General features: G+C 67.5%; 13 protein-coding genes and 1 pseudogene. 6 read left to right on the forward strand and 8 right to left on the reverse strand.

What is annotated here, in order from left to right:
- Positions 1-58: 58 nt before the first annotated feature.
- On the forward strand, positions 59-1969 hold the full coding sequence (locus UAJ10_RS15235) for a propionyl-CoA synthetase (protein WP_322916120.1): 1911 nt from the start codon (positions 59-61) through the stop codon (positions 1967-1969).
- A 312-nt stretch (positions 1970-2281) separates the two neighbouring features.
- Here UAJ10_RS15235 and UAJ10_RS15240 read toward each other — a convergent pair whose 3' ends face one another.
- Entirely contained in the window at positions 2282-2758 is a 477-nt protein-coding gene (locus UAJ10_RS15240; protein WP_322916121.1) for an Hsp20 family protein, read from the reverse strand.
- Positions 2759-3162: 404 nt separating this feature from the next.
- On the opposite strand from UAJ10_RS15240, the gene UAJ10_RS15245 reads away from it, so the two are divergent.
- On the forward strand, positions 3163-3564 hold the full coding sequence (locus UAJ10_RS15245) for a DUF1465 family protein (protein WP_322916122.1): 402 nt from the start codon (positions 3163-3165) through the stop codon (positions 3562-3564).
- A 234-nt stretch (positions 3565-3798) separates the two neighbouring features.
- Here the strand turns inward: UAJ10_RS15245 and rpmE are convergent, their stop codons facing one another.
- Entirely contained in the window at positions 3799-4020 is a 222-nt protein-coding gene (rpmE, locus tag UAJ10_RS15250; RefSeq protein ID WP_040848326.1) for a 50S ribosomal protein L31, read from the reverse strand.
- A gap of 285 nt (positions 4021-4305) precedes the next feature.
- On the opposite strand from rpmE, the gene UAJ10_RS15255 reads away from it, so the two are divergent.
- Genes UAJ10_RS15255 through UAJ10_RS15270 form a run of 4 tightly spaced genes read left to right on the forward strand, consistent with a single transcriptional unit; the run spans position 4306 to position 7208 of the window.
- Positions 4306-6144 (forward strand): ABC transporter transmembrane domain-containing protein, encoded by a 1839-nt coding sequence (locus UAJ10_RS15255; protein WP_322916123.1) that lies wholly within the window; start codon positions 4306-4308, stop codon positions 6142-6144.
- Positions 6145-6149: 5 nt separating this feature from the next.
- Entirely contained in the window at positions 6150-6584 is a 435-nt protein-coding gene (locus tag UAJ10_RS15260; protein WP_322916124.1) for a hypothetical protein, read from the forward strand.
- 32 nt (positions 6585-6616) lie between these two features.
- The gene (locus UAJ10_RS15265) at positions 6617-6889 is read left to right on the forward strand and encodes a BrnT family toxin (protein WP_322916125.1); all 273 of its coding nucleotides are present in this window, start codon (positions 6617-6619) and stop codon (positions 6887-6889) included.
- Entirely contained in the window at positions 6855-7208 is a 354-nt protein-coding gene (locus UAJ10_RS15270; protein ID WP_145729575.1) for a helix-turn-helix domain-containing protein, read from the forward strand. The genes UAJ10_RS15265 and UAJ10_RS15270 overlap by 35 nt, the downstream gene beginning before the upstream one ends.
- A gap of 2 nt (positions 7209-7210) precedes the next feature.
- On the opposite strand, the pseudogene UAJ10_RS15275 reads toward UAJ10_RS15270, so the two are convergent.
- The 6 genes and pseudogenes from UAJ10_RS15275 to UAJ10_RS15300 all read right to left on the reverse strand — a co-directional run bounded on the left by UAJ10_RS15275 (position 7211) and on the right by UAJ10_RS15300 (position 12372).
- Positions 7211-7923 (reverse strand): annotated as a pseudogene (locus UAJ10_RS15275) (ABC transporter ATP-binding protein).
- Between the two features lie 11 nt (positions 7924-7934).
- A complete protein-coding gene (gene livG / locus UAJ10_RS15280; RefSeq protein ID WP_322916126.1) occupies positions 7935-8777 on the reverse strand; it encodes a high-affinity branched-chain amino acid ABC transporter ATP-binding protein LivG in 843 nt (280 codons plus the stop codon).
- Position 8778: 1 nt separating this feature from the next.
- The gene (gene livM / locus UAJ10_RS15285; protein WP_322916127.1) at positions 8779-10092 is read right to left on the reverse strand and encodes a high-affinity branched-chain amino acid ABC transporter permease LivM; all 1314 of its coding nucleotides are present in this window, start codon (positions 10090-10092) and stop codon (positions 8779-8781) included.
- Positions 10093-10096: 4 nt separating this feature from the next.
- Positions 10097-11029, reverse strand: a complete 933-nt coding sequence (locus UAJ10_RS15290; RefSeq protein ID WP_004273582.1) for an ABC transporter permease subunit — start codon at positions 11027-11029, stop codon at positions 10097-10099.
- Between the two features lie 227 nt (positions 11030-11256).
- Positions 11257-11781: a GNAT family N-acetyltransferase gene (locus UAJ10_RS15295; protein ID WP_322916128.1), complete on the reverse strand. Its 525-nt coding sequence runs from the start codon at positions 11779-11781 to the stop codon at positions 11257-11259.
- A gap of 21 nt (positions 11782-11802) precedes the next feature.
- Positions 11803-12372, reverse strand: a complete 570-nt coding sequence (locus tag UAJ10_RS15300; RefSeq protein ID WP_322916129.1) for a helix-turn-helix domain-containing protein — start codon at positions 12370-12372, stop codon at positions 11803-11805.
- Positions 12373-12519: the final 147 nt, after the last annotated feature.

A 12519-nucleotide genomic window follows, 5' to 3' on the forward strand; every position in this document is an offset into this window, starting at 1 on the left:
GGTGACGGGACCAAGCAAGAACAGGGGGCTCCGTGGGCCCCAAAAGGGGGGTAAACGGATGAGCGGACGCTATGCGGAAGTGTACAACCGGTCCCTGGACGATCCCGAGGGTTTCTGGGGGGAGGCCGCGCGGGCCATCGACTGGATCCGCCCCTGGGACCATGTGCTGGATGACAGCCGCGCGCCCCTGTTCCGCTGGTTCGCCGGGGGGCAGCTGAACACCTGCTGGAACGCGCTGGACCGCCACGTGGCGGCGGGGCGGGGGGACCAGGTGGCGCTGATCCATGACCGGCCCATCACCAATACCGTGGCCACATACACCTATCGCGAGCTGCTGGACCTGACGGCGCGCTTCGCCGGCCTGTTGGCGGCCCAGGGGGTGGGGAAGGGCGACCGGGTCATCCTCTACATGCCCATGGTGGCCGAGGCGGTCGTCGCCATGCTGGCCTGCGCCCGGCTGGGCGCCATTCATTCCGTCGTCTTCGGTGGCTTCGCCGCGCGGGAGTTGGCCACCCGCCTGGACGACGCCAAGCCCAAGGTGGTGGTCTCCGCCTCCTGCGGGATCGAGGGCGCCCGGGTCATTCCCTACAAGCCCCTGCTGGACAGCGCCATCGACCTGGCGACGCACAAGCCGACCCGCTGCATCATCCTGCAACGGCCGCAGGAGCACGCGCCGCTGAAGCCGGGCCGCGACATCGACTGGACGGAGGTCGAAACGGCGACGCCGCACGATTGCGTACCGGTGGCCGCCACGGACCCGCTGTACATCCTCTACACTTCTGGCACCACGGGCCAGCCCAAGGGCGTGGTCCGCGACAACGGCGGCCATGCCGTGGCCCTGAAATGGACCATGGAGCATTTCTATGGGCTGAAGCCGGGGGAGGTGTTCTGGGCCGCCAGCGACGTGGGCTGGGTGGTCGGACACAGCTACATCGTCTATGCTCCCCTGCTGCACGGCGCCACCACCGTGCTGTATGAGGGCAAGCCCGTGGGGACGCCGGACGCCGGCGCTTACTGGCGGGTGATCAGCCAGCACAAGGTGGCCATGCTGTTCACCGCCCCCACCGCCTTTCGCGCCATCAAGCGCGAGGATCCGGAGGGCCTGCTGCTGAAGGGGTATGACCTCAGCCATTTCCGCCAGCTGTACCTGGCGGGGGAACGGTCGGACAGCGACACCCTGCGCTGGGCGGAGGCCCATCTGAAGGTGCCGGTCATCGACAATTGGTGGCAGACGGAAACCGGCTGGCCCGTCGCGGGCAACCCGGTGGGGCTGGGCCTGATGCCGGTCAAGCACGGCTCCGTCACCCGGCCGCTGCCGGGCTGGGATGTGCGGGTGCTGGACGGGCGAGGGCACGAGATGCCGGCGGGCACGCTGGGGGCGGTCACCATGCGCCTGCCGCTGCCGCCGGGTGCCCTGCCCACGCTGTGGAACGCGGAAGAGCGCTTCATCCGCAGCTACCTCTCCGAATATCCCGGTTTCTACCAGACCTCGGATGCCGGCTATGTCGATGAGGACGGCTATCTGTTCATCATGGCCCGCACCGACGACATCATCAATGTGGCGGGCCATCGCCTGTCCACCGGCGCCATGGAAGAGGTGTTGGCCGGTCATCCCGACGTGGCGGAGTGCGCAGTCATTGGCGTGCATGACGCGCTGAAGGGGCAGCTGCCGCTGGGCTTCCTGGTGCTGAAGGCCGGGGTGACCCGCAGTCACGAGACCATCGTGGCCGAGGTGGTGCAGCGGGTGCGGGAGGTCATCGGCCCTGTGGCCGCCTTCCGCCAGGCCCTGGTGGTGGACCGGCTGCCCAAAACCCGTTCAGGGAAAATCCTGCGGGCGACCATGCAAAAGATCGCGGACCAAGAGGCCTGGGCCATGCCCGCCACCATCGATGATCCGGTTATTCTGGAGGAAATCGGCGCCGCGCTGACATCTGCCGGCTACGGTCGAAAAGCGATGTGGAATCAATAAGATAAGTCCACCTATCCGCCGCAACGGGGTACTTCGCATGTGGCAAAATTGTGACGGTGCGTTGACTGATCTGCGGCCTTTATTGCCAAAGTGGTTGACTGGTCCGCGTGCCCTGCATACCGTCCGTTTCGAAGTTTGGTACGGGTTGAACGGGCGGGCAAAATCAGGCAGCCGGAAAACCGGCGCCGCTGGGAATGCGAAAGGGCCGCAGCGCAATAGCTGCGGCCCTTTCCATTTTTACGTTCCGAAAACGCGGTGGCTGGAAGGGTCAGGACGATTGCCCGTCCCGACCCTTACCGGCCTTGCGAAAGCTTAGTTGGCCGCCTGCCCGGTGGGCAGGGCGGTCGAGCTCTGGCCCAGGTTGGCGATCGGGATGTGGCGCGGCTTGGCCGTCTCCGGCACCTCCCGCACCAGGTCGATGTGCAACAGGCCGTTTTCCAGCGCCGCGCCCGTCACCCGGATGTGCTCGGCCAGCTGGAAGCGCCGCTCGAAGGCCCGGCCGGCGATGCCCCGGTGCAGGTACTGCGTCTGCGGGGTGGCCTGATCATCCTTGCGGGACTTGCCGATGATCGTCAGCGTGTTCTCCTGCGTCACGATGTCGATTTCTTCCTGGCTGAAGCCCGCGACCGCCATGGTGATGCGATAGTCGTCGTCCCCGCGCTTCTCGATGTTGTAGGGCGGATAGGCGTTGCCCTGGTCCTCGGTCTTCAGCGCCGACTCCATCAGGCGGGTCAGGCGGTCGAAACCGACGGTGGAACGGAACAGCGGGGACAGGTCGTAACTGCGCATGATAATCCTCCGGTAGAGCGATCACCCCGCCCCCTTGGGCGCCATCCTGGCCGTCCCGTTGGGTGGGGTTTCATGCCGGCTCTAGGAACCCCTCCTGGGCATTCCCGCCGACGCAGTTTCATCTGTGAACGCCCTTCCCCGTTTTCAATAGGGGGCTGAGTCCGAAAAATGCGGGGACGAAGCGGCCAGAAAATCGGCCGCGCTATTTCCAAAGATTTAAGTCTTTCGCGGCACCCTGAAGCGTCATCGCCTGTGATCAGAAGGTGACCCCTAGCCGCCGCATATTGCGGGCTTGGGCATTTCGATCCTAAAGTTGTCGTCCGTGCCCGGGTTACCCCCGCCTGAGTTACGCCCCTGGGGCCATCCCATGCGGCATCGGGACCAGCCCGGAGAAAGGTTCCTCGTTGCTCGAGTCCAATGCCTTTTTCGACCGGACATACGAGGAGACGATGGCCCTCCTGGTTGAGGCGCGCAACTACGTGGCCTTCCAGGAGGCCAAGGACCAGCGGGGGCTGCCACCCCAGGTCCGATTGCAGATCAGCTACGAATCGCTGCGTGTCACCAGCCGGCTGACCCAGGTCATGGCCTGGCTTCTGGCCTTGAAGGCCGTGCATGCCCATGAGCTGACGGCCGACCAGGTGCTGGGCGATCAGTTCGCCCTGTCCGGTGGCACCATCTGCAGCGACCCATCCGGCCCCGACAATGGTGAGCTGCCGTCCGGCTTGCGCTCCCTGCTGCAACGCAGCCACAGCCTGTACATGCGCGCCGAACGCCTGGAAGACCAGTATCGCCGCAGCGTGGCCTGACGCATTCGCCTCAAGCGCTGGCAGGCGCCCCCGCGCCTTTGGCTGTCCTCGATTTCCAGTCCGCCTTCGGTTCCTCAGAAATCTCCGGGGCCTGCGGTCGCGGGCCTGGGCATCTGTCATCGGGCGGCGCAAGGCCGTGGCCCCTGGCATGATGCAGGCAGCAAAAAAGAGCGCCCCGGATGGGACGCCCTTTCTTGAAAGCGTGAGCGGCGTGCGGCGTGGGCCGCCCGCGGCTTACTTCAGGCCCAGGCCCGAGAAGCGGCGGTTGAACTTGGCGATCTGGCCGCCGGTGTCGACCAGCTTCTGCACGCCCGTCCAGGCCGGGTGCGACTTCGGGTCGATGTCCAGGCGCAGCGTGTCGCCGGCCTTGCCCATGGTGCTCCGGGTCTTGAACGAGGTGCCGTCGGTCATGACGACGGTGATCTCATGGTAGTCCGGGTGAATGTCAGCTTTCATGATCGCCCAAGTCCCAAAACAAAAATCTCGAAATGCGAAGCCGGGCTTATAGCCAAAACCGTCCCCGGGATCAACACCCGATCGTGCGCGTCCCGTGCGCACGACACCACAACCACGCATGGCTGACGCCCCGTGGCGATGAAGGAAAGGGTTGGCGATGGTTGCCCCACGGCCTTGGACGCATTACCTAAGCCATCACGCGCGTGGGGCCAAGCTGATTGTTCGGGGACGCTTGAATAATGGGACGGTTCCGCGCCCCGTTCAGACAGATTGGGAACATCGCCGGTGACCGACGCCACCCTGACACCCACCCCGGGCACGCCAGCCCCGGGGCGTAAGTCCCTGCGGCCCTTGGCCTTTCTGCTGCCGTTCGTGCGGCCTTACATCTGGCACTCGGTGGGGGCGGGCGTCGCGCTGCTGCTGGCGGCGGCCACCACCATCGGCATGGGTCGCGGCCTTCAGGCGGTGGTGGACCAGGGCTTCGTCACCAGCAATCCGCAGCTGCTGGACCACGCGCTGCTGGTCATGCTGGGCGTTATCCTGGTGCTGGCCGGGTCCACCTATGTGCGATTCTCCCTGGTCTCCTGGGTGGGCGAGCGGGTGGTGGCCGACATCCGCCGGGCGGTTTTCGACCATCTGGTGACCTTGTCGCCCGGATTCTTCGAATCGACCCGCACGGGTGAGGTGCTGTCGCGCCTGACCACCGACACGACCCTGCTGCAGACGGTGGTGGGCTCCACCGTTTCCATCGCCTTGCGCAATTCGCTGATGCTGATGGGCGGCCTGATCATGCTGGCCATCACCAGCGCCAAGCTGACGGGCCTGGTGCTGATCGTCGTGCCCCTGGTGGTGCTGCCCATCGTCATCCTGGGCCGTAGCTTGCGCAAGCTCAGCAAGGCCAGCCAGGACCGCGTGGCCGACGTGGGCGCCCAGGTGGATGAGACGCTGGGCGGCATCCGCATCGTCCAGGCCTTCGGGCACGAGGCGATCGAGACGGCACGCTTCGGTGACCGGGTGGAGGATGCCTTCACCACCGCCGTGCGCCGCATCCGCGTGCGGGCATTGATGGCCATGATCATCATATCGCTGGTCATGGGGGCCATCGGCGTCATCCTGTGGATCGGCGGGCACGACGTGCTGGCCGGCCGCATCTCCGCCGGCCAACTCTCCGCCTTCATCTTCTATTCCGTGCTGGTGGCCGGCGCCGTTGGCGCCATCTCCGAAGTCACCGGCGAACTGCAGCGCGCGGCCGGCGCCATGGAGCGGCTGGTGGACCTGCTGGAAACCAAGCCTGACATCGTCGCCCCGCCCAACCCGGTGGCGCTGCCCACCCCCGCCATCGGCACCGTGGCGTTCGAGGGCGTGCGCTTCCACTACCCGGCGCGGCCCGACCATGCCGCGCTGGAAGGCCTGGACCTGACGGTGGCGCCAGGCGAGACCGTGGCCATCGTCGGCCCCAGCGGCGCCGGCAAGACCACCCTGTTCCAGCTGCTGCTGCGCTTCTACGACCCGCGGGAGGGCCGCGTGCTGGTGGATGGCGTGGACGTGCGCACGGCCACCCCGGCCGACGTGCGCGCCCGCCTGGGCATCGTCCCGCAGGAGGCGGTGATCTTCTCCACCAACGCGTGGGAGAACATCCGCTATGGCCGCCCCGACGCCACGGATGAGGAGGTGCGCGCCGCCGCCCGCGCCGCCCACGCGCTGGACTTCCTGGAGGCCCTGCCCGAAGGCCTGGGCACCTATTTGGGGGAAAAGGGCGTGCGCCTCTCCGGCGGCCAGCGCCAGCGCATCGCCATCGCCCGCGCCATCCTGCGCAACCCGAAGATCCTGCTGCTGGACGAGGCGACCTCCGCCCTGGACGCGGAGAGTGAGCGCGGGGTGCAGCTGGCCCTGGAAACCCTGATGAAGGACCGCACCACCCTCATCATCGCCCACCGCCTGGCCACCGTGCTGAACGCCGACCGCATCATCGTCCTGGACAAGGGCAAGATCGTCGCCAGCGGCCGGCACGAGGAACTGATCCGCCAGGGCGGCCTCTACGCCCGCCTGGCGGCGTTGCAGTTCGACGCGGCCGGCGGGACGGCCAGTGGGGCGCCCAAGGGGGCGGGCGAGGCGGCGGAGTAGGGGAGATGGCGACGGATGGGGTGCAGGTTCGGGAAGATGGCCTGGTTGTGGGTTTCCGCTATCACGATGGGCAGCTTGCCGGCTTCGCAGCGGGCGAGGATGGGCTGCGCTTCGACATTCGTTCCGTTGACGGTGCGGAGCGCACGATCCTGAAAGCGGGCGGTGTGATCGACTTCGCCGTCCAGGACTATTGGCCCGGCACCATCCTCTCCACCATTCATCTCTGGCGCTTGGGGGAATCGGCACTGCCACCGTTGGCCGCACAAGCACTGGAGGATCTTTATCAGGGCCGCGCCACGGCGGGCGACCTGTCGACGCTGGTGGCCCGCCAGCGCAGGCACCATCCAGAAGCGTTGATCCTTCACCTTGATTCCAGCTACGGCGGCACCTTCACCTGCCTCTGTGAGCGGGTTCGGCACGTTGACGGAAATACGGCTTAGCCGTACTCTTGTGTCATAGAGCCGGAGACGCCATGTTCCAATGGGACAAACGCAAGGCTGCTGAAAACTTGGCCAAGCACGGCGTCCGATTTGAGGATGCCTGCGCCGTCTTCCGGGATCCGTTCGCCATCGAGTGGCCGGATGAGCGTGAGGATTATGGTGAGGAACGTTTCATCATCATCGGCATGGCGGAGGGGCGGTTGCTTTACCTCGCCTACGCCCTCCGGGGTGATGATATCCGTCTGATCTCCGCGAGAGGAGCTGAGCCCCATGAGCGCCGACGATACCACGATGAAAACGCTTGACCCCGACGCCACCCCTTTCGCGCGCTTTGATGCGATGTCGGAGGAAGAGCGTCACCAGGCTGCGTTGAGCGATCCGGACGCGCGACCGTTGACGCCTGAAGACATGTCCCGTATGCGCCGGGTGCCGCAGGTGCGGACGATGCGTCGAGCGCTAGGGTTGACGCAGGAAGAGTTCGCCGCGCGGTTCCATGTGCCCATCGGGACACTGCGCGACTGGGAACAGGGCCGGAAGGAACCGGACGCCACGGCGAAAGCCTATCTGAAGGTGATCGCCAAGAACCCCGACGTTGTCCAGGAAGCGCTCAAGCGGACCGCCTGAGGTTAATGCGCCCCGCCCTCCAGGTAGGCCGCGCGCACCTGCTCGTTGGCCAGCAACTCGCGGCCGGAGCCTGTCAGCACCACTTCGCCCGAGGCCAGGACATAGGCGCGGTGGGCCAGCTTCAGGGCGTGGTAGGCGTTCTGCTCCACCAGCAGGATGGTCATGCCGCGTTCCCGGTTCAGCTGCTCGATGACCTGGAAGATCTGGCGGATGATGAGGGGGGCGAGACCCAGCGAAGGTTCATCCAGCAACAGCACCCGCGGCCGGCTCATCAGCGCGCGGGAGATGGCCAGCATCTGCTGCTCCCCGCCCGACAGGGTGCCGGCGCGCTGGGCCTGGCGCTTCTCCAGGATGGGGAACAGGCCGTAGCAGATGGCCAGATCCTCGGCGAAATGGGCGGGGTCGGCCAGGGTGGCGCCCAGCTGCAGGTTCTCCAGCACCGTCATGCGCGGGAAGATGCGCCGCCCCTCCGGCACCTGGGCGATGCCCTGCCTGGCGATCAGGTGGGGGGCATGCCCACCAGGCTGCGATCCTGGAACAGGATCTGGCCCTGCGCCGGCTTGGGATTGCCGCAGATGGTCATCAGCAGGGTGGACTTGCCGGCGCCGTTGGCGCCGATGAGGGTGACGATCTCCCCCTCGTTCACCGTGACGTTGACGCCGCGCAGGGCGTGCACGGGGCCATAGCTGGCGTGGACGTCGGATAGTTGCAGCAGTGGGCCGGCCATCAGTGCGTGCCCCCGCCGGCGGTCGCGTCGTCCGCGTCGGGTTCGCCCAGATAGGCCTTGATCACCCGCTCGTCATTGCGGATTTCGGCTGGCGTGCCGGCGGCGATGCGGGCGCCATGGTCGACGACGAAGATGCGGTCGGAGATATCCATGACCAGGCCCATGTCATGTTCGATCAGCAGGATGCCGATACCGTGTTCGGCGCGGATGCCGGCCAGCAGCTCGGCCAGCGCCCGCGTCTCGCGGGGGTTCAGGCCGGCGGCCGGCTCATCCAGGCACAGCAGCAGCGGGTTGGTGCTCATGGCGCGGGCGATCTCCACCCGGCGCTGCATGCCGTAGGACAGGTTGCCCGCCGCCTCATCCGCCACCGCCAGCAGGTCCAGACGGCGCAGCCAGTCGCGGGCGGTGTCCACCGCCGACGCCTCCGCCGCGCGCCAGCCCTTCAGGTTCAGGAGGCCGGCGAAGGAGAAGACGGACTTGGGCATCAGCGCCTGGTGCTGGGCCACCAGCAGGTTTTCCAGCACCGTCATGCTGGGGAACAGGCGGATGTTCTGGAAGGTGCGCACCACGCCCGTGCGGGCGACGCCGTAGCCCTTCAGCTTCTGCAGCTCGATGGGTCCCCGGGTCGGATGGCGCAACAGCAGGCGGCCGGCCGTGGGTTTGTAGAAGCCGGTCAGGCAGTTGAAGATGGTGGTCTTGCCGGCACCGTTGGGGCCGATCAATGCTGTGATGCGGTTGCGCTCCGCCGTCAGGTCCACGCCGTCCACGGCCAGCAGGCCGCCGAAGCGCATGGTGAGGCCCCGGACATCCAAAAGGGGCGCATCCAGAAGGGGTTCGGTCATCTCAGGCGGCCTCCGCCACGGGCTTGGGCTTGGCGGTGGACAGCCGGATGGTCGGCAGGCGGCCGGATAGCAGGCCGCCCGGCTTCCAGATCATGATCAGGATCATGGCCAGGCCAAAGGCCAGCATGCGGTAGTCGGCGAAGCCGCGCGCCAGTTCCGGCAGCACGACGATGAACAGCGCGGCGATGATCACGCCCGCCTGACTGCCCATGCCGCCCAGCACGACGATGGCCAGGATGGTGGCCGATTCCATGAAGCCGAAGCTTTCCGGACTGACGAAGCCCTGGCGGGCGGCGAAGAAGCACCCGGCCAAGCCGCCCATCAGGGCGCCGGTGGCATAGGCGGAAACCTTCACCATGGTGGGGTTGATGCCCAGGGAGCGGCAGGCGATCTCATCCTCGCGCAACGCTTCCCAGGCGCGGCCGATGGGCAGGCGCCGCAGGCGGGCCACGGTGTAGGCCGCCAGCACGGTCAGCGCCAGGATGACCAGGTAGAGGAAGATCAGCCGGTGTTCGGGGGCGTAGGCGATGCCCGTCAGGTCGCTGAAAGTCTGGCCCCCGGCCGGCGCGCGCCGGTCGAAGGTCAGGCCGAACAGGGTGGGCCGGGCGATGCCCGACACGCCGTTGGGCCCGCCGGTCAGGCCCTGCCAGTTCAGGATGATGATGCGGGTGATCTCGCCAAAGCCCAGGGTGACGATGGCGAGGTAGTCGCCCCGCAGCCGCAGGATGGGCAGGGACAGCAGGACCGCGAACAGGCTGGACGCCAGGCCGCCCGCCGCCAGCGCCGGCCAGAAGCCCCAGTGCAGCTGCGTGGTGGTCAGGGCGCAGGTGTAGGCGCCGATGGCGTAGAAGGCGGCGAAGCCCAGGTCCAGCAGGCCGGCCAGGCCCACCGTGATGTTCAGGCCCGTCGCCAGCAGGATGTAGATCAGCGCCGTGGTGCCCAGGTCGATGACATAGCGGTTGGCGAAGGGCAGGAAGGGCAGGGCCACGGCGGCCAGCACCAGCAGCGGCCCGCCCCAGGGGCGCAGGCGCTGGGCGCTGACGGGCGGGCGCCACGCCGTCAGGGGCGCCGCCGCCTTGGCCAGGGGCGCCGCCAGCAGGCCCAGGACCAGGCGGCCCAGGAAGACGATGGCGCCGGCCAGGGGCACATAGGCCAGCTTGGCCTGCACCACCAGGCCCTGGTCCAGGTTGACGGTGCGCAGGCCCAGGAACGGGACGGCCAGCGCCATGGCGACCAGGCCGGCGATGACGGCGTCACGCAGGCGATGGGCCAAGGGAATCGGGGTGCCGGTGGACGGGGATGCGGGTGCGGCCATGACCTCACACCTTCTCGATGTCAGGGCGGCCCAGCAGGCCCGAGGGGCGGACCACCAGCACCAGGATCAGGATGGAAAACGCCGCAACGTCCTTGTAGGCGCTGGAGACGTAACCGGAAAAGAAGGCCTCGATCAGGCCGATCAGCAGACCGCCCAGCATGGCGCCCGGCAGGCTGCCGATGCCGCCCAGCACGGCGGCGGTGAAGGCCTTCATGCCGGCCAGGAAGCCGATGTAGAAGTCGATGACGCCGTAATAGAGCGTGACCATGACGCCGGCCACCGCCGCCAGCCCCGCCCCCAGCACGAAGGTGAGGGAGATGGTGCGGTCGACGTTGATGCCCAGCAGCGCCGCCATGGTCCGGTCCTGCTCACACGCCCGCTGGGCGCGGCCCAGCGCCGTGCGGTTGATGACCAGGGTGAACCCGGCCATCAGCGCCACGGTCAGCAGGATGATGAACATCTGGATGTTGGTCAGGCCCAGGCTGAAGTCGCCGTCGTGCCACAGGGTGACGCCGCCCGTCATGACCGGCGGCAGCGACTTCGACCGCGCGCCCTGGGTCAGCATGACGAAGTTCTGCAGCAGGATGGACATGCCGATGGCGGAGATGAAGGGCGCCAGCTTGGGCGCCGTGCGCAGCGGGCGATAGGCCACGCGCTCGATGGTCCAGCCATAGGCGGCGGTGAAGGTGCAGGAGATGGCCAGCACGATGACCAGGGCCAGCGGCACCGAGGTGACACCGGCCCCCAGCAGCAGGGTGAAGGTGGTGACCGCGATGAAGGCGCCGATCATGTAAATCTCGCCATGGGCGAAATTGATCATGCGGATGATGCCGTACACCATGGTGTAGCCGATGGCGATCAGTCCATAGATGGCGCCCAGGGTCAGGCCGTTGATCAAATGCTGTAGAAACGTGCCGACTGCCAGCGTGAAACCCATTGCCGCCTTAACCGCCCCCATCGATGGCCATCCGGCGCGCTTCGGGCCGGTTCCCGCGCCGGCTTTGGCGCGGGTCCGCCATGCCGGGACCGGCTGCGACCTTAACCTCAGCGCGCGGGGGCGGCAAGGCGGCGGGGGTGAAAACACGGGCGCCGCAACATTTTTTACTGATGGCGACGGGTAATTGCGGGGCCTGACGCCGGCCAGGCGGCATAATTCTCCGATATTTATGCTGTTAAATGCTTGTACAGGATGGTCGTCGCCAGGGCCGAACCATCGACATGGATGGCATAGCCCGGGATGTCGCCCACGGTCTGGAAGCCGGCGGCACGGTACAGCGCCCGGCCCTCATCACTGCCGGTGTCCAGCAGCAGCAGGGTGCGGCCTTCCGTCCGGGCCAGCGCCTCGACGGCGGTCATCAAGGCCCGGCCGATGCCGCGCTGGCGGGCGTCGGGGTGGACCAGCATCTTGGCCACCTCCGCCCGGTGGCGGCCGTTGGGCGGGCCGGCCAGCAGCAGCTGCACCGTGCCCACCAGGCGGTCGCCCAGCCACGCGCCCAGCAGGCGCCGCCCACCCGTTTCCAGGCCAGGCCGCAGCCCTTGCCAGAAGGCGGTGGCCTCGTCCTCGGCGAAGGGCAGGATGAAGCCGACGCTGGCCCCGGCCAGGACGCAGGCGTGCAGAATGCGGCTCAGGGCGGGCGTGTGGGCGTCCAGCTCGGCGGCCGGGATTTCGCGGATGGTCGGCGTGGTCATGGGTTTCCCAAGGGCGGGGTCTCAGGGGCGGGTGATGGCGATGACGTAATGCGCGGCCTCGGGGCCGGGGCAGTGGAAGCGGCTGCCGCCGGTCAGGCGGTAGCGCAGCGTGTCCCCCGCCGACAGGGCGTGGTGCGTGCCGTCCAAGGTCAGCTCCAGCCGGCCGGCCAGCATCCACAAATGATGCTCCAGCCCCGCCACCGATGGCGCCTGATAGGCGATGACGGCACCTGCGGGCAGGGCGCCCTCCACCATCTCCGTCATATAGCCGCCGGCGGGTGGGGAGACGCCCCGGCGGCGGAAGCCGGTTTCGGGGTCGGTCCAGGTGGGCTGGGATTCACGGGGGATAAATTGCTGCGGGTCGGCCTCCACCTCCGCCAGCAGGCGGGACATGGGGCGTTCGTAGGCGGTGCACAGCCGTCCCAGCAAGGCGGCGGTGGGGCTGGTCTCCCCCCGCTCCAGTCGGGACAGGGTGGCGCGGCTGATGCCGCTGCGCTCCGCCAGCACTTCCAGGGTCCAGCCGCGCTCCAGGCGCAGGCTGGAGAGACGGGCGGCCAGGCGTTGGTCGAAAGGGTCGGCTGTCTGTTCCATATCGGGAATATTTCCCAAATATGGGAAATTCGTCAAGATCCGCTTATCATGCCGCAGCGCAAAATCATCTTATCTTTCACGGGCGACCTGGGCATGCTGGTCCCTTCCGCTCACCGGCGGCAACGATGGAAACAAGAGGGGTGACCG

It is taken from the genome of Nitrospirillum guaranorum, from assembly GCF_034653275.1.
Classification (GTDB): domain Bacteria; phylum Pseudomonadota; class Alphaproteobacteria; order Azospirillales; family Azospirillaceae; genus Nitrospirillum.

Excerpts from the sequence above, each read along its gene's own strand:
- UAJ10_RS15300 (WP_322916129.1), bottom strand. The coding sequence starts at position 12,372 with ATGGAACAGACAGCCGACCCTTTCGACCAACGCCTGGCCGCCCGTCTC.
- UAJ10_RS15295 (WP_322916128.1), bottom strand. The coding sequence starts at position 11,781 with ATGACCACGCCGACCATCCGCGAAATCCCGGCCGCCGAGCTGGACGCC.
- UAJ10_RS15265 (WP_322916125.1), top strand. The coding sequence starts at position 6,617 with ATGTTCCAATGGGACAAACGCAAGGCTGCTGAAAACTTGGCCAAGCAC.
- UAJ10_RS15260 (WP_322916124.1), top strand. The coding sequence starts at position 6,150 with ATGGCGACGGATGGGGTGCAGGTTCGGGAAGATGGCCTGGTTGTGGGT.
- UAJ10_RS15240 (WP_322916121.1), bottom strand. The coding sequence starts at position 2,758 with ATGCGCAGTTACGACCTGTCCCCGCTGTTCCGTTCCACCGTCGGTTTC.
- livM (WP_322916127.1), bottom strand. The coding sequence starts at position 10,092 with ATGGCCGCACCCGCATCCCCGTCCACCGGCACCCCGATTCCCTTGGCC.
- UAJ10_RS15270 (WP_145729575.1), top strand. The coding sequence starts at position 6,855 with ATGAGCGCCGACGATACCACGATGAAAACGCTTGACCCCGACGCCACC.
- UAJ10_RS15290 (WP_004273582.1), bottom strand. The coding sequence starts at position 11,029 with ATGGGTTTCACGCTGGCAGTCGGCACGTTTCTACAGCATTTGATCAAC.
- rpmE (WP_040848326.1), bottom strand. The coding sequence starts at position 4,020 with ATGAAAGCTGACATTCACCCGGACTACCATGAGATCACCGTCGTCATG.
- UAJ10_RS15235 (WP_322916120.1), top strand. The coding sequence starts at position 59 with ATGAGCGGACGCTATGCGGAAGTGTACAACCGGTCCCTGGACGATCCC.
- livG (WP_322916126.1), bottom strand. The coding sequence starts at position 8,777 with ATGACCGAACCCCTTCTGGATGCGCCCCTTTTGGATGTCCGGGGCCTC.